16 protein-coding genes are annotated in these 17344 nt (G+C 66.5%); 6 read left to right on the top strand and 10 right to left on the bottom strand.

From position 1 onward, the window contains the following. Positions 1–52 precede the first annotated feature (52 nt). From ACSYS9_RS21095 to ACSYS9_RS21075, 5 genes are read right to left on the bottom strand one after another with little or no spacing between them, the layout of a single operon-like run. Positions 53–430 carry a PDZ domain-containing protein gene (locus ACSYS9_RS21095; protein WP_177179520.1) on the bottom strand — a complete coding sequence of 126 codons (378 nt, stop codon included), beginning with the start codon at positions 428–430 and terminating at the stop codon, positions 53–55. A 16-nt stretch (positions 431–446) separates the two neighbouring features. Then, positions 447–1664 (bottom strand): ABC transporter permease, encoded by a 1218-nt coding sequence (locus ACSYS9_RS21090; RefSeq protein WP_071228876.1) that lies wholly within the window; start codon positions 1662–1664, stop codon positions 447–449. Positions 1665–1684: 20 nt separating this feature from the next. Next, the gene (locus ACSYS9_RS21085) at positions 1685–2983 is read right to left on the bottom strand and encodes an ABC transporter permease (RefSeq protein WP_071228877.1); all 1299 of its coding nucleotides are present in this window, start codon (positions 2981–2983) and stop codon (positions 1685–1687) included. A gap of 10 nt (positions 2984–2993) precedes the next feature. Beyond that, entirely contained in the window at positions 2994–3719 is a 726-nt protein-coding gene (locus ACSYS9_RS21080; RefSeq protein ID WP_032129038.1) for an ABC transporter ATP-binding protein, read from the bottom strand. 35 nt (positions 3720–3754) lie between these two features. Then, positions 3755–5032: an efflux RND transporter periplasmic adaptor subunit gene (locus tag ACSYS9_RS21075; RefSeq protein WP_049399200.1), complete on the bottom strand. Its 1278-nt coding sequence runs from the start codon at positions 5030–5032 to the stop codon at positions 3755–3757. A 203-nt stretch (positions 5033–5235) separates the two neighbouring features. Here ACSYS9_RS21075 and glmS point away from each other — a divergent pair, with 203 nt between their 5' ends. Both glmS and ACSYS9_RS21065 read left to right on the top strand, forming a co-directional pair. Beyond that, complete coding sequence (gene glmS, locus ACSYS9_RS21070) at positions 5236–7074, top strand: glutamine--fructose-6-phosphate transaminase (isomerizing) (RefSeq protein ID WP_071228878.1); 1839 nt, start codon at positions 5236–5238, stop codon at positions 7072–7074. A 447-nt stretch (positions 7075–7521) separates the two neighbouring features. After that, complete coding sequence (locus ACSYS9_RS21065) at positions 7522–7953, top strand: CBS domain-containing protein (RefSeq protein ID WP_006394252.1); 432 nt, start codon at positions 7522–7524, stop codon at positions 7951–7953. 67 nt (positions 7954–8020) lie between these two features. Here ACSYS9_RS21065 and ACSYS9_RS21060 read toward each other — a convergent pair whose 3' ends face one another. Together ACSYS9_RS21060 and gloA are read right to left on the bottom strand one after the other, a co-directional pair. Then, positions 8021–8449 (bottom strand): VOC family protein, encoded by a 429-nt coding sequence (locus ACSYS9_RS21060; protein ID WP_032129035.1) that lies wholly within the window; start codon positions 8447–8449, stop codon positions 8021–8023. Between the two features lie 92 nt (positions 8450–8541). After that, positions 8542–9060, bottom strand: coding sequence for a lactoylglutathione lyase (gloA, locus tag ACSYS9_RS21055; RefSeq protein ID WP_071228879.1), 519 nt, complete (start codon positions 9058–9060; stop codon positions 8542–8544). Positions 9061–9182: 122 nt separating this feature from the next. On the opposite strand from gloA, the gene ACSYS9_RS21050 reads away from it, so the two are divergent. Then, positions 9183–10295 carry a PLP-dependent cysteine synthase family protein gene (locus tag ACSYS9_RS21050; protein ID WP_071228880.1) on the top strand — a complete coding sequence of 371 codons (1113 nt, stop codon included), beginning with the start codon at positions 9183–9185 and terminating at the stop codon, positions 10293–10295. A 58-nt stretch (positions 10296–10353) separates the two neighbouring features. On the opposite strand, the gene ACSYS9_RS21045 is transcribed toward ACSYS9_RS21050, so the two are convergent. Next, positions 10354–10758 (bottom strand): hypothetical protein, encoded by a 405-nt coding sequence (locus tag ACSYS9_RS21045; RefSeq protein WP_005411111.1) that lies wholly within the window; start codon positions 10756–10758, stop codon positions 10354–10356. Between the two features lie 170 nt (positions 10759–10928). Between ACSYS9_RS21045 and ACSYS9_RS21040 the strand changes: the two genes are divergently transcribed. Further along, a complete protein-coding gene (locus ACSYS9_RS21040) occupies positions 10929–12959 on the top strand; it encodes a M3 family metallopeptidase (protein ID WP_071228881.1) in 2031 nt (676 codons plus the stop codon). A gap of 168 nt (positions 12960–13127) precedes the next feature. Here ACSYS9_RS21040 and ACSYS9_RS21035 read toward each other — a convergent pair whose 3' ends face one another. Next, positions 13128–13931, bottom strand: a complete 804-nt coding sequence (locus ACSYS9_RS21035) for an SDR family oxidoreductase (protein ID WP_071228882.1) — start codon at positions 13929–13931, stop codon at positions 13128–13130. Continuing rightward, complete coding sequence (locus ACSYS9_RS21030) at positions 13928–14494, bottom strand: DUF1415 domain-containing protein (RefSeq protein ID WP_032129027.1); 567 nt, start codon at positions 14492–14494, stop codon at positions 13928–13930. Before ACSYS9_RS21030 ends, ACSYS9_RS21035 begins: the two co-directional genes overlap by 4 nt. A 193-nt stretch (positions 14495–14687) precedes the next feature. Between ACSYS9_RS21030 and ACSYS9_RS21025 the strand changes: the two genes are divergently transcribed. Further along, positions 14688–16154, top strand: coding sequence for a benzaldehyde dehydrogenase (locus tag ACSYS9_RS21025; protein ID WP_071228883.1), 1467 nt, complete (start codon positions 14688–14690; stop codon positions 16152–16154). Positions 16155–16171: 17 nt separating this feature from the next. Continuing rightward, on the top strand, positions 16172–17299 hold the full coding sequence (locus ACSYS9_RS21020; protein WP_049399218.1) for an NAD(P)-dependent alcohol dehydrogenase: 1128 nt from the start codon (positions 16172–16174) through the stop codon (positions 17297–17299). Positions 17300–17344: the final 45 nt, after the last annotated feature.

The raw sequence follows: 17344 nt of genomic DNA, 5'->3' as shown, positions 1-17344 counted from the left end.
CGCCACCCATCAAGCATAGCCAAACCCGTGGCTGTGCAGGAGCGGCCCTCGCTCAGCGCCGGGGAGGCACCGGGGGCCGTGGCGGCGCGGGTGGCGGCGGCACCTCCAGCGCCTGGCGCCAGGCTGCGGCGTCGACCGCCACCGTCAGTTCGCGCTTGTCGCGGCGCAGCAACAGATAGGCGGTGGCTGCGTTGGAATGACGCAGGGCCTCGGCAAGGTGTTCGACCCGGCGCACCGCCGTGTCGTCCACGCGCAGGATGCGATCGCCACTGCGCACGCCGAAGCGCATTTCCGGGCTGGCGGCCTCCACGCGCACCTGGCCCTCCGTTGAGCGCAAGGACAACCGCGCGGCATCCTGGCGCCACTCCAGTGTCTGCGCACTGCCACCGCCGGCCAGCGCCGGCAATGGCAGGAGCAGCATCAGGCACATCGCGCGGGCACGCATCTCACGCGCCCCGCGTGGCGACCGCAGGCGGCACCGCTGCCGCACGCCGCGCCGGCCCGAACACGGCGATCTGGCCCAGCACCCACAGCAGCAGTGCACCCAGCGGCAGGTAGTACAGCGGCATGCGCGGCAGCTCGTACAGGTTCATCAGTGCCAGGTTGATGGCGTAGGCCGCCAGCATGCCCAGCACGATGCCCAGCGTGGCCAGCAGGAAGTTCTCGGTCTGGAAGTAGCGCAGGATCTGCCCGCGGGTCGCGCCCAGCGCACGGCGGATGCCGATCTGCTTGCTGCGCTGCTGCACCCAGAAGCTGGCCAGGCCGATGATGCCCAGCGCGGTGACCACCAGCAGCGAGATGCTGACGGTGATCAGCAGGCCGACCATCGCGCGGTCGTTCTTGAAGAAGTCCTTGCGCTGGTCTTCATAGGTCAGCTTGTCGCGCATCAGCCGGTTGGGGTCGTTGCGTTCCAGCGCGGCGGCACCGGCATCGAGTACTTCCTTGCGGCGTTCCGGCGAAGTGCGCAGCACATACGTGCCACCTTCGTCGAAGGTGCGCCGCATGGGCAGCAGCATCGAGTTGGTCCAGTTGTCATTCCAGCCGTTGGGCGTGCTGAGCGTGTCGACGATGCCGACCACATGCAGCGGCTGCTTGCCCATGTAGTAGGTTTTGCCCAGCGCACTGCCATTGGGTTCCATCTTGGCGGCGGTGGCCTGGGTGAGGATGACCGGGATCGCGTTCTCCTTTGCGCCGCCCTTGCTGGCGTCTTCGAAGTTCTGGTACTCGTCGGGCAGGAAATCGCGGCCTGCGATCAGGTTGATGCCCATCGTGGCCAGCCCGTTCTCGGACAGGGTGTACATCGAGGCGTTGGTGGTCGGCCGTTCCTGGTCGATCACACGCGAAATGCTGCTGCTGGAGGAGCCGTCGCGGAAGGGGACCTGGTTGATGATGGTGACGTTGCTGACGCCGGGAATCGCGCGCAGCGATGCCAGGTCCTCGCGGGTGCGGGCCATGGCGTCGGTCTGCTTGCCGATGCCGCTGACGCGCAGCATGACCAGTTCGCTCTCGGCGATGCCGCTGGGCATGCTGATCTTCTCCACGCGCTGGCTGACCAGGAACAGCGCGTTGCAGACGATGGCGCAGGTCAGTGCGACTTCCAGCACGATCAGGGCAGCGGCGGTCTTGTGCCGGCGCAGCGTGCTGAGGATGGGGCGGATGTCCATGGGAGTCCTCGTTCGGGTGCTTACTGCGACTTGAGCTGGATGGCCGGGGTGACCTGCATGGCGCGCCAGGCGGGCAGGAACCCGGCCGCAAGACTGGCGAGCAGGGTCAGGCCCAGCGCGAGCAGCAGCATGTTGCCGTCCAGGTGGGCCAGCTTTGCGTATTCCACCGGTTGCTGGCGCACCGCGAACAGGCCAAGCAGGGCCAGACCGATACCCAGCACGCCACCGACAACGCCGACCGCACCGGCTTCCACCAGGCACTGCAGGAAGATCTGGCCACGGCTGGCACCGAGGGCGCGGCGCACGCCGATCTCACCACTGCGGCGCAGGAACTTGGCCAGCAGCAGGCCCACCGTGTTGATCAGGCAGACACCCAGGAAGCCCAGCGCCAGCCACAGCTGCAGGCGCACATCGCTGGGGACCGCGCCATTGAAGTCCAGCCATTCCATCACGGTGCGCAGGCGCACGTTCGGCGGATGCTTGAAGCGGCCGGCCTCGCGCTGCTGGGTCGAATAGTTCTCCAGGTAGCGGCGGTAGTCGGCGGCCTTGGCCGGGTCCATCTCCACCCAGTACTGCAGCCACGCGCACGGTGCGTTGAGCGAGTAGCTGTTGCCGTCGGGATTCTCGCCGAAGCAGTTCATGTTGCCGTTGTTGCCCAGCTTCAGGTCGAAGGAGGTGGAGATCGGCAGCAGCAGGTCCTCGTTCTTGCCGTAGCTGCCCGTGGTCAGGTCGTAGAAGTGCGGCTCCGGGCTCCATTCCTTCATCACGCCGACAATGCGGTAGCTCTGCCCTTCCATGCGCAGGTCGCGGCCCACGCTGTTGGCGCCCTGGTACAGCTTGTCATTGAGCGCCTTGGAGATGACCACCACGCGTGCACGGCCTTCATCGTCCTCGCGCGTCCAGGGGCGGCCGTACTGCATGGGCACCTCGAACATCGGGAAGAAGTCGGCCGAGGTCCAGCGGGTGTCGATGCTGAAGGGCTTGAGAGTGCTGTTGTCCGGTTCGATGGTACCGCCGCCGCCGCTCATCAGTGCCTGGCGCTCGCCCTTGGCCTCGCGCAGCAGGGCTTCACCGTCGAAGCGGGTCAGCTGGGTTTCCGGTTCCTCGCCAGCGACATAGGCGCCGGTCGCGGCATCAAGCTGCACATAGAACAGGCGGTCACTCTTGCCGGGAATCGGGTCACCGGACAGCACGTGGAACACGGTCAACGTGGTCATCGAGGCGCCGATGCCTAGCGCGATAGCGATCACCATCAACGCGGTCAGTACCTTGTTGCGGCGGAAGCTGCGCACCGCCAATCGGGCGTAGTAGGCGAACATGGTCGGGCCCTCACTCGTTGACGGCGACAATGTGGCGCGGCGGGGTGGCCAGCACCGGCTCGCGCACCAGGTCGGTCACCTGGCCATCGACGATGTGCACGTTGCGCTGCGCGCGCGCGGCCAGTTCCGGATCGTGGGTGACCATCACGATGGTGGTGCCGGCAGCGTTGATCTCCTCCAGCAGTTCCATCACGCCGCGGGCCATCTGTGTGTCCAGGTTGCCGGTCGGTTCGTCGGCCAGCAGCAGGCGCGGGCTGCCGGCCAGCGCACGCGCGATGGCCGCGCGCTGCTGCTGGCCACCCGACAGTTCATTCGGATAATGCTTCATGCGCGAGCCGAGGCCGACCTGGCTCAGCGCCTTCTCGATACGTTCGCGGCGCTCGTTGGCGCTCATCTTCCGATAGCGCAGCGGCACGTCGACGTTGTCGAACAGGTTCAGGTCGGGGATCAGGTTGAAGCCCTGGAAGATGAAGCCGATCTTCTGGTTGCGCAGGCGGCTGCGGGCGTCGTCGCCCAGCGTGCTCACGTCCTGGCCGTCAAGCATGTAGGTGCCGCTGGTGAAGGTTTCCAGCAGGCCGGCGATGTTGAGGAAGGTGGTCTTGCCGGAGCCTGACGGGCCGGTGACGGCGACGAACTCACCTTCCTTGACCTGCAGTTCCAGCGAGCGCAGTGCGTGGGTTTCCACCTGTTCGGTGCGGAAGACCTTGGCGACCGAACGCATTTCGAGCATGTACATGGGGTGTCCTCTCTCCAGGATTCAGGTATCAGGTATCAGTTGACGGAGACGCGTTCGGCGTCCTTGAACAGGTCGCTGCCAGAGACCACGATGCGGTCGCCCGGCTGCACACCCGACTTGATTTCCACTTCGCCCAGGCTGCTGACGCCCAGTTCCACCGGACGCCGCACTGCGGTGCGGCCATCCATCACGTAGGCGATGCCGTTGCCCTGTTCGACGAACGGGCCGCGCTCGACCTTCAGCACGTCCTTGCGGGTGTCGAGCAGCACGCGCACCGACATCCGCTGGCTCTGGCGCAGGCCTTCCGGCTGCGCGCTGGCGAAGCGCACGCGGGCGTTGACCTCGCCGTTGACCACTTCCGGCGACACCGCACTGATCTCGCCCGGGAACGGCTTGCCGTTGCCGCCGGTCAGCTGCGCCGGCATGCCGATCGCCAGGTCGCGGGCGAAGCTCTCCGGTACCTTGATCTCAACCTCGAACTTGGACAGGTCGACCACGCCCAGCACGGGCGCATTGGCGGCCAGGTTGGTGGACTGGACGGCCTGCACCTGGCCGACCTGGCCGTCGAACGGCGCGCGCAGGGTCAGCGCGTCCACCTGGCGCTGCACCTCGGCCACCACCGCCTTCTGGCGGTCGGCCAGCAGGCGCTTGTTGCGGGCGTCCAGGTCAGCGCCTTGGCTCTGCAGGCGTGCATCGGTGGTGGCATTGGCCAGCGTGATGTCGGCCTTCTTCAGCGAGTCCTTGGCCTTGGCCAGATCGATCTGCGGTACTGCGCCGCCGTCGTAACCGCGCTGGTAGCGCTGCAGGTCGCGGTCGGCGGCCTGGCGCTCGATGGTGGCCTGGTCGGTTTCCTTGCGCGACTTGGCGCGGGCCAGGGTGGCGTCCAGCGCGGCGCGGCTGGCCTCGGCTTCCAGGCCGGCCAGGGTGGCCTGCTCCTGGGCCAGCTTGCTGCGCAGTTCCGGGCTGTCGATGACCGCCAGCTCCTGGTCCTTCTTGACCACGTCACCGGCAACGACTTTCAGGTCCACGGTACCGGCCGAGATGGCGTACAGGATCGGGCTGTTGGCGGCGATCACGCGGCCGTCGGCGGCGATGTCGCGGACCAGGTCACCGCGCTTCACTTCGGCGATGCGCACGCGGCTGCTGTCGTAGGAGCGGCTGGCGTTGGACCAGGCGTACACGGCCCAGCCGATGCCGGCCAGCAGCGCGATGGCGCCCAGTGCCGGCCAGCGGTAACGCTGCCAGTTGGCGCGGGTGGTGCCGGCCGGGGCGGAGGAAACGATCTGGTCCTGTGCGGAGGTGTCGCGGATCATCGGGTGCGTGCCTGACGGTGGTAGTGGGTACCAAGCACGTAGCGTGCCAACTTTATTTCCTTGTGGGTCAATGGGTTGGGAGTCGCCCTGAAGTGTCCGGGTGTCCGCGGACACCTTTCCGGACACTTTCATTAAGCGGACAGGAGGGGGAGCGCGGGCCCGCAGGCTAGAATGCGGCGATCGTCTTCAAGGAAACGCGTGACATGTGTGGAATCGTGGGTGCGATCGCTGATCGCGACGTAGTGCCGGTGCTGATCGAAGGCCTGAAGCGCCTTGAGTACCGTGGTTACGATTCCTCGGGCATCGCGGTGATCGACCATGCCGAACGGCCGGATGTGCGCCGCGTGCGTCGTACCGGCCGTGTGTCGGAAATGGCCACTGCGGCCGAGGCCGAGGGCTTCAATGCAGTGCTGGGCATCGGCCACACCCGCTGGGCCACCCACGGTGGTGTCACCGAGGCCAACGCGCATCCGCACATCAGCCACGGCGTGGCGCTGGTGCACAACGGCATCATCGAAAATCACGAGGAGCAGCGCGAGAAGCTGCGTGCCCTGGGTTACACCTTCGAGTCGCAGACCGACACCGAAGTCATCGCGCACCTGATCCATCACCACCTGAAGGACGGCGACGACCTGCTGGTGGCGCTGCAGCATACGGTGAAGGAGCTGACCGGTGCCTACGCACTGGCCGTGGTCAGCCGCGCCGAGCCGGAACGCTTCGTCTGCGCGCGCATGGGCTGCCCGCTGCTGATCGGCCTGGGCGAGGGCGAGAACTTCGTGGCGTCCGACGTTTCGGCGGTGATCTCGGCCACCCGCAAGGTGATCTTCCTGGAAGAGGGCGACACCGCCGAAATCCGCCGCGACGGCGTGCGCATCTTCGATGAGCATGACCAGCCGATCGAGCGCGAGGTGCACCTGTCCGACGTATCGCTGGCATCGCTGGAGCTGGGCCCGTACCGCCACTTCATGCAGAAGGAAATCCACGAGCAGCCGCGCGCGCTGGGCGACACCATCGAGGCAGCGATCGACGCCGGTGGTTTCCCGGCCGAACTGTTCGGCAAGAATGCCGAGGCCGTGCTGTCAGGCATCGAAGGCGTGCAGATCATCGCCTGTGGCACCAGCTATTACGCCGGCCTGACCGCGCGCTACTGGATCGAAGCCATCGCCGGCCTGCCGTGCAGCGTGGAGATTGCCAGCGAGTACCGCTACCGCGCCGCCTATGCGAACCCGAAGCACCTGATCGTCACCATCTCCCAGTCCGGCGAAACGCTGGATACGATGGAGGCGTTGAAGTACGCCAAGTCGCTGGGCCACAGGCACACGCTGTCGATCTGCAACGTGCCGGAAAGCGCGATTCCGCGCGCCAGCGAGCTGGTCTGCTACACCCGTGCCGGCGCCGAGATCGGCGTGGCGTCGACCAAGGCCTTCACCACCCAGCTGGCCGCACTGTTCCAGCTGACCGTGGTGCTGGGCAAGCTGCATGGCCGCATCGACGCGGCGCAGGAAGCGGACTACCTGGAGCAGCTGCGCTTCCTGCCGGGCAGCGTGCAGCATGCGCTGAACATGGAGCCGCAGATCGCCGCCTGGGCCGAGCGTTTCGCGCGCAAGAGCAGCGCACTGTTCCTGGGTCGTGGCCTGCATTACCCGATCGCGCTGGAAGGCGCGCTCAAGCTCAAGGAAATCTCCTACATCCACGCCGAGGCCTATCCGGCGGGCGAGCTGAAGCATGGCCCGCTGGCGCTGGTGGACGAGGACATGCCGGTAGTGGTGATCGCGCCCAACGACAGCCTGCTGGAGAAGGTGAAGTCGAACATGCAGGAAGTACGCGCGCGCGGCGGCGAGCTGTTCGTGTTCGCCGACCAGGACAGCAACTTCAACGAGTCCGAAGGCGTGCATGTGATCCGTACGCCGCGCCATGCCGGCGTGCTCAGCCCCATCGTGCACACCATCCCGGTGCAGCTGCTGGCGTACCACACCGCACTGGCACGTGGCACCGACGTGGACAAGCCACGCAACCTGGCCAAGAGCGTGACGGTGGAGTAACTCCGCCGGAACCGCTGGAAGCTGCATGCGAAAGGGGCCCCACGTGGGCCCCTTTCGTTTGCGCCGGTGGTCGTGCCAAGTGGGACAGCCGCCGGGTGTTCTGTCCGCTGTCGGCAGCAGGCAATCAATCTTTAATGCGCGACATCGCCTGTATTCAGCGGCGGTTTCAGCCGCGGTGCCATTCTCTGGATCGTCAGTTGGTTCCCACGACGAACTGTCCTATCGATGCCGGTAGTGACCGATGGTCGCAGTCGTAGAATCGATTTGACCGAGGGCCGGGTTGAGCGGTTGAACCCACCTCGTTCGCGTTGCAGCACGTCGTCTGCCGTTCCATTTCCACCGGCAGCCGGGTGCGCCAGACGTGCGCTGAAAGGTCTGTTCCCGGGGAGGGGGCGTATCGGAAGAGCACACTTTTTTGACTTCAGTGACCTGCACCAGGAAACAAGAATGAACGTCCGCGAACTCCTGCAATCCAAGAAAGAAGCTGTCATCACCATCGACGCCGAAGACACCATCGGTGCCGCCGCCCACAAGATGAGCGCGAACAAGATCGCTGCGCTGGTGGTGATGAAGGACGATGCCCCGGTCGGCATCATTTCCGAGAAGGACATCGTGCGCACCCTGGCCGACGACGGCCCGCAGGCCGGCCGCCGGGTGATCTCCAGCCTGCCGTCCACCGGTCTGGAAGGCATTGCGCCGGAAGCGACCCTGAAGCAGGCCATGTCGCTGATGACATACTCGCGGCGCCGTCATCTGATGGTCACCGAAGGCACCCTGCTGGTGGGCATCCTCAGCCTGGGTGACATCGTGAAGAACCTGCTGGGCGAGCTGGAGCTGGAAAAGGCCGTGCTGCAGGACATCTACATGGCCGCCCACTGAGGGCTGGACCCTTGGATGTAGAGAAGCCGGGCATTGCCCGGCTTCTTCGTTCACTGCTTCGGTGATATCAGAAAGTGACCTTCACCGAATCGGCGCTGTAGTTCGCCGGACCGTGATAGACCACTTCGATGTTGTTGCCATCCGGATCGAGCACAAAGGCGCCGTAGTAGCCGGGATGGTAGGGGCGCTCGCCGGGTGCGCCGTTGTCCTTGCCTCCGGCGGCGATGGCCGCAGTGTGGAAGGCATCGACGGTGGCGCTGTCGCGTGCCTGGAACGCCAGATGGTGGCGCCCGGTCAGCTGGCCGGCGGCGGCCTCGCTGCTGGCGCTGGAAATGAACAGCTCATCGGCCCAGAAGTAATCCTCGCCTTCGCCGGCGATCGGGATGCCGATCGTATCGAACACCGCCTGGTAGAAGCGGCGGCTGGCGGCCAGGTCGCGCACCACCAGCTGGATGTGGTCGATCAGGCGGCCACGGTGCAGTTCCATCGTTTCCATACGAACCTCGCAAAAAAGGGGACGGAGGGGATTAAGTCGCTTCCAGCCAATAGTGCCAGAAACGACTTAATCCCCTCCGTCCCCTTTTTGGGTCAGACGTTGGCGATGATCTCGACCCAGTAGCCGTCCGGGTCCTTGATGAAGGCCAGGTTCTTCATGCGGCCGTCGGTCAGGCGCTTCTGGAAGGTCACGCCCAGGTCCTCGAAGCGCTGGCAGGCGGCTTCGATGTCCGGCACGGACACGCAGATGTGGCCGAAGCCGCGCGGGTCGCTGTTGCCGTCGTGGTAGACCGCGCCGTCCTGGGTTTCGGTGCCGTGGTTATGGGTCAGTTCCAGCACACCCGGCAGGCCGGCCATCCACACGCGGCGCTGGCTGTCGTCTTCCGGCACCACCGCGCCGGCCGGTACGTAGGCCAGGAAGTACAGGCTGAACTGGGCTTCGGCGAAGTCGCGCTTGTCGATCAGCTGGTAGCCGAGCACGCGGGTGTAGAAGTCCAGCGAGGCGGTGATGTCCTTCACCCGCAGCATGGTGTGGTTGAACACGAAGCCGGTGGTCTCGGCCGGGGCCTGGGCGGCGACGCCGGGGACATCGCGCAGGGCGGGAATGGTCATGGGGGAGGTCCTTCAGACAGGGCCGTTGCTGGCCGGATGGGGCCATTCTACCGGCCGTCACCTGACGGCACCGCGACGTACAATGGGCGGATCGCACCGTTCCGTTCTGAGCATTGCCCGCCATGTCGCAGCGTGAATGGGTGGCTGCCGCCATCCGCAAGATCGAAGCCGATTTCAACCGTTCCGCCGATACCCACCTGATCCCGCTGGCGCTGCCCGGGTTCGCGGGCATCGATGTGTACCTGAAGGATGAATCGAGCCATCCCACCGGCAGCCTGAAACACCGGTTGGCGCGCTCGCTGTTCCTGTATGCGTTGACCAACGGCTGGCTGCGCGAAGGGCGGCCGGTGATCGAGGCTTCCAGCGGGTCGACGGCAGTGTCCGAGGCCTATTTCGCGCGCCTGCTGGGGGTGCCGTTCATTGCGGTGATTCCGGCCACGACCTCCCCAGAGAAGATTGCGGCCATCGAGTTTCACGGGGGCCGCTGCCACCTGGTCGAGCGTGCCTGTGAACTCAACGGTGAATCGGAGAAGCTGGCCCGCGAAACCGGCGGCCACTTCATGGACCAGTTCACCTACGCCGAGCGCGCTACCGACTGGCGGGCCAACAACAACATTGCCGAGTCCATCTTCAAGCAGATGGCCGAGGAGCCCAGCCCGGTTCCGGAATGGATCGTGTGCAGCCCCGGTACCGGCGGTACCGCAGCGACGCTGGGCCGCTATGTCAGCTACCGCCGGCATGACACCCGCATCCTTTGCGCGGACCCGGAAGTGTCGGTGTTCTTCGATGGCTATCAGGCTGCCGTGGCCGGCCAGCAGGACTGGCGCGGCCTGACCTGCAGCGGCGGTTCGCGCGTGGAAGGCATCGGCCGGCCGCGGGTGGAGCCGAGCTTCATCCCGACCAGCGTCGATGCGATGGTGAAGGTGCCCGACGCGCTGAGCCTGGCCGCGATGCGCCATGTCAGCCGCCAGCTCGGCCGCCGTGTCGGTGGCTCCACCGGCACCAACTTCATCGGTGTGCTGCAGGCGGCGCAGTGGATGCGTGAGGCGGGCCACCAGGGCAGCATTGTCAGCATCCTGTGCGACAGTGGCGAGCGCTACGCGCAGAGCTATTACGACCCGGCGTGGTATGCGCGCCAGGGAATCGATGTCGACGGCGCCGATGCGCAGCTGGCGGCGGCAGTGGCCGGGCAGGGGCTGCCGGAACTGCCGTGGTGCAGCCTGGAAGCGTTGTAGCCGGCCGGCATTTCCGCCGGGCCATGCCCGGCGAGCGCAGCGGTGTGTCGTACCCCGATCAATACCCCGCCGCGGTGAACGCATCCAGTACTGCATCGCGCAGCGCATCGGGCAAGGCCTCGATGTCCATCGCGCGATCATCCAGATGCAGGCTCGGGTCCAGGATGCTGGCACGGCCCTGGGCCAGCGCCTGCAGCCACAGCAGCACGCAGATCACGAACTCGCGCTCATGGCCCAGCCGCAGCTGGCTGGCGCCACGTTCGATCACCTCGAACGGGTACCACTCCTGGGCATCGTTGAACGTGCCGCCCTGCTGCAGCACTGCCTGCAGTTGCTGCAGGTGACGCGGGGCGTCGTCGCCGGCATCGCACAATGCGGCGATCCAGGTCAGTTCGGCCGGGCTGGCGGACAATGCCAGTGACCGGGCCGGTGAGGCGGATGCAACTGCAGCCAGACCTTCCATGTAGGGCCTCGTTCGGTGCGTACCGCTGCGGACTCCCCCGCAGCCAGAGCTTCAGCGCGGGACCGTAAGGCCGACGTGAATGCCAGGCCGTGCCCCCTTGTCAGCCCCGCCTGCCAGCGCCATATCCTGCATGCTGCCCGCCCGCTGGGCCCGTACCCTGGAGATCTACCGTGACCGTTGCCAACCCCCTGCTCGATTTTTCCGGCCTGCCGCGCTTCGAGGCCATCCGCCCCGAGCACGTGGCGCCGGCGCTGGACGTGCTGCTGGCCGAGGCCGAAGCCGCCGTCAGCGCGGCCGAGCAGGTGCAGCCGGTGCGCTGGGAGACCTTTGTGGCCCCGCTGGATGACGCCACCGAGCGCCTGTGGCGCGCCTGGGGCCTGGTCGGCCACCTGCAGGGCGTGGTCAACACCCCGGAACTGCGTGAGGCCTACAACAGCAACCTGCCGCGGGTGACCCGCTTCGCCAGTGCGCTCAGCCAGAACCTGGCGTTGTACCGGCAGTACCAGACACTGGCCGCCAGCACCGAGGCGGCGCGCTTCGACGAGGCCCAGCGCAAGGTGCTGGACAACACGCTGCGTGACTTCCGCCTCGGCGGTGCCGAGCTGGCGCCGGAGGCGCAGCAGCGCTTCGCGGCGATCAAGGAAGAACTGTCGGCGCTGTCGGCGAAGTTCTCGCAGAACGTTCTTGACGCTACCGATGCCTGGTCGCTGATCGTCGAGGACGAAGCGCGATTGAAGGGCCTGCCGGAAGACGTGAAGGCCGCCGCGCATGCCGCAGCACAGAAGGACGGCAAGTCTGGCTGGAAACTGACCCTGCAGATGCCGTGCTACCTGCCGGTGCAGACCTGGGGTGAGGACCGCGACCTGCGCGAGATCCTGTACCGTGCCAGCGCACAGCGTGCGTCCGAATTCGGCGATGACACGCTGGACAACAGCGGCAACATCGACCGCATCCTCGCCCTGCGCGCGGAACTCGCCGCACTGCTCGGCTTCGGTTCGTATGGTGATTATTCGGTGGCGACCAAGATGGCGCAGGACCCGGCCGAGGTGCTCGGTTTCCTGCGTGACCTGGCCTCGCGCGCCAAGCCGTTCGCGGCCAAGGACCGTGCTGAACTGGAACAGTTCGCACGCGAGCAACTCGGTATCGACAGCCTGCAGGCCTGGGACCTGGCATTCGCTGCCGATCGCCTGAAGCAGGCGCGTTACAGCTATTCCGAGCAGGAGGTGAAGCAGTATTTCACCGAGCCGAAGGTACTGGGCGGCCTGTTCTCGGTGATCGAGCAGCTGTACGGCCTGCGCGTGCAGGAGGACAGCGCGCCGGTGTGGCACGAGGATGTGCGCTTCTTCCGGTTGGTCGATGCGCAGGGTGCGCTGGTTGGCCAGTTCTACCTGGACCTGTACGCCCGCGAGGGCAAGCGGGGCGGGGCGTGGATGGATGATTGCCGCAACCGTCGCGTGCGCACCGACGGCAGCGTGCAGACGCCGCTGGTTTACCTGGTGTGCAACTTCGGCCGCGGTGCCAACGGCAAGCCGGCCACCTTCAGCCACAACGAAGTGACCACGCTGTTCCATGAGATGGGCCACGGCCTGCACCAGCTGCTGACCCGCATCGGCGAACTGGGCGTGGCCGGCATCAACGGCGTGGAATGGGACGCGGTGGAGCTGCCCAGCCAGTTCATGGAGAACTTCTGCTGGGAATGGGACCACCTGCAGGGCATGACCGCGCATGTTGAAACGGGTGAGCCGCTGCCGCGCGCGCTGTACGAGCGCATGCTGGCTGCACGCAACTTCCACAGCGGCATGGCCACCGTTCGCCAGCTGGAGTTCGGTCTGTTCGACATGCTGCTGCACAGCCAGTTCGAGCCGGCGCAGGACAGCGTTCTGGCACTGCTCGATCGTGTGCGCGCGGAAGTGGCGGTGAACCACCCGCCGGCCTGGAACCGCTTCCCGCACCAGTTCAGCCACATCTTTGCGGGCGGTTACGCCGCGGGTTACTACAGCTACAAGTGGGCCGAGGTACTCAGCGCCGACGCCTATGCCGCTTTCGAGGAAGCGCCGCAGGCACTGGCTGAAACCGGTGCACGCTTCCGTGATGAGATCCTGTCGCGCGGTGGCAGCCGCCCGGCGGCGGACAACTTCAAGGCCTTCCGCGGCCGTGCTCCGCAGATCGATGCGCTGCTTCGCCACTCGGGCATGGCGTAAGGTGTTTGGTAGGTGCCAACCTTGGTTGGCACGTTACCGCTATCCACGCATGGCGTGGATCTACCGGAATGTTCGGACATGGCGTAACGCCTTGGTAGGCGCCAACCTTGGTTGGCGAAAAGCCCAGGCCAACCAAGGTTGGCCTCTACCGGGCGTCGCGCCTTGGGGTCATTCGGCGTAGATCATCTTCCGGGTCATGCCGCCGTCCACGATGAAGTCCTGGCCGGTGGTGAAACCGGACAGCGACGACAGCAGGTACACCGCCAGTGCACCGATGTCTTCGGGCCGACCGACCCGGCCGACCGGGTGTTGCGCATGGTCGATGGCTGAGTATTCAGGTGCGTGGCGCTGTGAGGGTGCCTGCCACGCAGTGGTGCCGATCCAGCCGGGACTGATGCTGTTCACCCGCACCGCCGGGCCGCTGCTGATCGCCAGCGCATGGGTGAAGGCCACCAGCCCGCCCTTGGCTGCGGCATAGGCTTCGCTGTGTGCTTCGGATTGCCAGGCGCGGGTCGAGGCGATGTTGATGATCGCACCGGCGGCGCTGGCGGTCAGCGCCGGCAACGCATGCTTGCTGCACAGGAACGCGCCGTGCAGCGAAGACAGCCGGCGCTGCCACTCGTCCCAGTCCATGTCCTGCAGCAGCGTGCCGTGCGGGCTGGCAATCCCCGCGTTGTTCACCAGTCCGTCGATACGGCCGAAACGCTGCAGGGCCACGGCGATGAAGTCGCGCACGCTCGCTTCGTCGGTGATGTCCAGGCGCTGGAACGCGGCATCCTCGCCGCGCTGCCATTCCGCCAGACACGCTTCTCCGGCCTCCACGTCCAGGTCGCCGATCAGCACGCGTCCTCCGGCACCAAGTACGGCCTGGGCAATACCACGGCCGATGCCGTTGGCACCGCCGGTGACCAGCACAACCTTGCCCGACAGTGGCGCGGCCGGCCATGCGGCAATCGGCGGCACCGTGCTCACGTCAGGTCTTCGCCGCGCAGGCGGCGATGCCAGCCGTCCACACCGATGCGGTCCAGGGTCTGGATGTTGCGCTCGACGATCACGTCCGGGTCCGGATAAACATCCACCGCGCGTGCCACGCTGTCTTCGCGCAGCAGGTGCAGGGTGGGGAAGGGCGCGCGGTTGGTGTAGTTGCTGGCGTCGTCCGCGGCCACGCCATCGAACTGGTAGTCCGGGTGGAAGCTGGCCACCTGCAGGATGCCCTGCAGGTCCAGTGCCTCGATCGCCGCATCGGCGTTGTCGAGGAAATCGTTGTAGTCGAGGAAATCGGTCAGCACCTGCGGATGCACGATCAGCGTCGTGTCGATCTGCTCGGCCGGGGTATCGCGCAGCAGCACCAGCTCCTCGGCCAGCTGTTCAACCAGGGCTTCCGGCGTGGTCGCATCGCTGAGCACGATGCGGACCTGGTCCTTCACGTACACCGCCTTGGCGAACGGGCACAGGTTCAGGCCGATGACGATGCGCTCCAGCCACAGGCGGGTGGCGGCGATCGGGTCATCGGTGGGCAGGTGGGAATCGGTCATGGCGGGCACGTGGGCTGGCGGGGCCGCCATTGTAGGCAGTGTGCCGGTGCTGCGCTGTCCACTGTGCAGGAACTGGACAGTGGCGAAGCTGGAAATTCCTGAAGATTCAAACCGTTGCGCGCTACCGATGGATGGCCGATTGCCAGTCCGGGGCGACGGGCGTGGAATGGATGCACGACACAGGAGGACACCCATGACTGCATCTTCCCCGTGGCTGCCGGACGCCCTCTGGGCCGGCGCCTTCTTTGATGGCCACTGGCAGGCTGCCCCGCAACGGCACCCGGTGATTGAACCGGCCACCGGCCAGGAGTTGGGCGAGATCGGCCTGGCCGACCCGGCGCAGATCGCGCGTTCGGCGGCTGCCGCGGCACAGGCGCAGCAGGCGTGGGCGGCGGCGCCCTACGAACAGCGTGCCGACGTGCTGCGCAAAGCCGCGCGTCTGGCCGAAGAAAACATCGACACCCTGGTCGAGTGGCTGGTGCGCGAAAGCGGCTCGACCCGCCTGAAGGCCGGCTTCGAGGCCAAGGTGACGATCAAGGCGCTGCACGAGGCCGCCGCACTGCCGTCGCGCAGCACGGGTGAGATCCTGCCCTCCGAGCCGGGCAAGCTGAACCTGGCGCGGCGCCGCCCGCTGGGCGTGGTCGGGGTCATCTCGCCGTTCAACTTCCCGCTCTACCTTGCGATGCGCGCGGTGGCCCCGGCGATCGCGCTGGGCAACGCTGTGGTTCTCAAGCCGGACCCGCGTACGGCAGTGTGTGGTGGCGCGGTGATCGCACGCCTGTTCGAGCAGGCGGGCCTGCCGGCAGGCGTGCTGCACATGCTGCCCGGCGATGGCGCGGCCGGGGCCGCGCTGACCAGTGACCCGCACGTGGCGATGATCCAGTTCACCGGTTCCACCGCCGCCGGGCGCAAGGTCGGCGAAGCGGCGGGCAAGCACCTGAAAAAGGTTTCGCTGGAGCTGGGTGGCAAGAATTCGTTGATCATCCTGGACGATGCGGACCTGGACCTGGCGGTGGCCAACACCGCGTGGGGCGTCTACCTGCACCAGGGCCAGATCTGCATGGCGACCGGCCGCGTGCTGGTGCACCGGAAGATCCATGACACGTTCCTGCAGAAACTGGTGGCCAAGGCCAACGCGCTGAAGGTAGGCGACCCGGCACGTGAGGACGTGGCGATCGGCCCGCTGATCAATGCCGGCCAGCGCGACCATGCTGCACGCGTGGTCGAGCAGGCGGTGCAGGCCGGTGCCACGCTGGAAGCGGGCGGCACGCACCGGGAGCTGTTCTTCGCACCCACCGTGCTCGGCAACGTTGCGGCCGACAATCCGGCCTTCAGCGAGGAAATCTTCGCGCCGGTAGCGGTGGTGGTGCCGTTCGACGATGACGACGAAGCCGTGCGCCTGGCCAACGACAGCGAGTACGGGCTGTCGATGGCGATCGTGTCCAGCAACGTCGGCCGCGCGCTGAAGATCGGCGAGCGCCTGCGTACCGGTCTGCTGCACATCAACGACCAGACCGTGAATGACGAGGTGATCAACCCCTTCGGCGGCGTCGGCGCGTCCGGCAACGGCACCAGCATCGGTGGCCCGGCCAACGGCGAGGAGTTCACCCAGTGGCAGTGGTTGACCGTCAAGGGCGAAGCGCCCGCTTACCCGATCTGATCGAAGGAGCCATCACGATGAACGACAACAACGCAACGCGTGAGATCACCGCCGCCGTGGTACGCGGCAAGGAGCAGCCCTTCGTCATCGAGCAGGCGACGCTGCGCGGTCCCCAGGACGACGAGGTGCTGGTGAAGGTGGTGGCCACCGGCCTGTGCCATACCGACCTGATCGTGCGCGATCAGTACTATCCGGTGCCGCTGCCGGCGGTGCTGGGCCATGAGGGGGCGGGCATCGTCGAAGCGGTTGGCCCGAACGTGCGCGACCTCAAGGCGGGGGATCACGTGGTGCTGACCTACGGCGCCTGTGGTCACTGCAATCCCTGCCGGGGTGGACACGGTGCTTACTGCAGGGATTTCTTCGCCCTGAACTTCGGTGGCGATGATGGTCACGGCCATACCGCGATCACCGATGCGCAGGGCCAGCCGCTGCACGATCACTTCTTCGCCCAGTCCTCGTTTGCCACCTACGCGCTGGCCCGCGAGATCAATGCGATCAAGGTGCCTGATGACGCACCACTGGAACTGCTGGGCCCGCTGGGGTGCGGCATCCAGACCGGTGCCGGTGCGGTGCTCAACTCGCTGCAGGTGCGGTCGGGCAGCAGCTTTGCAAGCTATGGTGCCGGTGCGGTGGGCCTGAGCGCGGTGATGGCGGCCAAGGTGGCCGGGGCCACCACCATCATTGCCATCGACGTGGTGCCTTCGCGCCTGGAGCTTGCTCTGGAGCTGGGGGCCACCCACGTGGTCAACAGCCGGGAGACCGATGTGGTCGAGGCGGTGCGTGCGATCACGGGTGGGGGTGCTGACTTCGCGCTGGAATCGACCGGTCGTCCGGACGTGCTGTCCGCTGGCGTCGAGGCGCTGGGTGGGCTGGGCATGATGGGCGTGGTCGGTGCGCCGAAGCTGGGCACCACCGCCAGTTTCGATGTGAACAACCTGCTGCTCGGCGGTCGCAGCATCCGCGGCATCGTCGAGGGCGACAGTGTGCCGCAGGTGTTCATTCCGCAGCTGGTGACCCTGTTCCAGCAGGGACGCTTCCCGTTCGACAAACTGGTGAAGTTCTATCCGCTGGAACAGATCAACCAGGCCGCCGAAGACAGTACCCGTGGCATTACCCTGAAGCCGGTGCTGCGCATCGCGGCGTAGTTTCCCTTGTTGGTAGTGCCGGCCGCTGGCCTGCATGGGGCAGAT

The organism is Stenotrophomonas sp. STK17_22 (assembly GCF_051983905.1).
Taxonomy (GTDB): domain Bacteria; phylum Pseudomonadota; class Gammaproteobacteria; order Xanthomonadales; family Xanthomonadaceae; genus Stenotrophomonas; species Stenotrophomonas maltophilia_A.
The sequence above is the reverse complement of the archived record's forward strand: the minus strand, read 5'-3'. Positions and strand labels throughout refer to the sequence as shown.

Bases quoted from the DNA above. Each gene is read 5' to 3' on its own strand.
- ACSYS9_RS21045 (WP_005411111.1), bottom strand. From the start codon at position 10,758: ATGGAAGGTCTGGCTGCAGTTGCATCCGCCTCACCGGCCCGGTCACTG.
- ACSYS9_RS21025 (WP_071228883.1), top strand. From the start codon at position 14,688: ATGACTGCATCTTCCCCGTGGCTGCCGGACGCCCTCTGGGCCGGCGCC.
- ACSYS9_RS21080 (WP_032129038.1), bottom strand. From the start codon at position 3,719: ATGTACATGCTCGAAATGCGTTCGGTCGCCAAGGTCTTCCGCACCGAA.
- ACSYS9_RS21050 (WP_071228880.1), top strand. From the start codon at position 9,183: ATGTCGCAGCGTGAATGGGTGGCTGCCGCCATCCGCAAGATCGAAGCC.
- ACSYS9_RS21075 (WP_049399200.1), bottom strand. From the start codon at position 5,032: ATGATCCGCGACACCTCCGCACAGGACCAGATCGTTTCCTCCGCCCCG.
- ACSYS9_RS21020 (WP_049399218.1), top strand. From the start codon at position 16,172: ATGAACGACAACAACGCAACGCGTGAGATCACCGCCGCCGTGGTACGC.
- ACSYS9_RS21095 (WP_177179520.1), bottom strand. From the start codon at position 430: ATGTGCCTGATGCTGCTCCTGCCATTGCCGGCGCTGGCCGGCGGTGGC.
- ACSYS9_RS21085 (WP_071228877.1), bottom strand. From the start codon at position 2,983: ATGTTCGCCTACTACGCCCGATTGGCGGTGCGCAGCTTCCGCCGCAAC.
- gloA (WP_071228879.1), bottom strand. From the start codon at position 9,060: ATGACCATTCCCGCCCTGCGCGATGTCCCCGGCGTCGCCGCCCAGGCC.
- ACSYS9_RS21060 (WP_032129035.1), bottom strand. From the start codon at position 8,449: ATGGAAACGATGGAACTGCACCGTGGCCGCCTGATCGACCACATCCAG.
- glmS (WP_071228878.1), top strand. From the start codon at position 5,236: ATGTGTGGAATCGTGGGTGCGATCGCTGATCGCGACGTAGTGCCGGTG.
- ACSYS9_RS21030 (WP_032129027.1), bottom strand. From the start codon at position 14,494: ATGACCGATTCCCACCTGCCCACCGATGACCCGATCGCCGCCACCCGC.
- ACSYS9_RS21065 (WP_006394252.1), top strand. From the start codon at position 7,522: ATGAACGTCCGCGAACTCCTGCAATCCAAGAAAGAAGCTGTCATCACC.
- ACSYS9_RS21090 (WP_071228876.1), bottom strand. From the start codon at position 1,664: ATGGACATCCGCCCCATCCTCAGCACGCTGCGCCGGCACAAGACCGCC.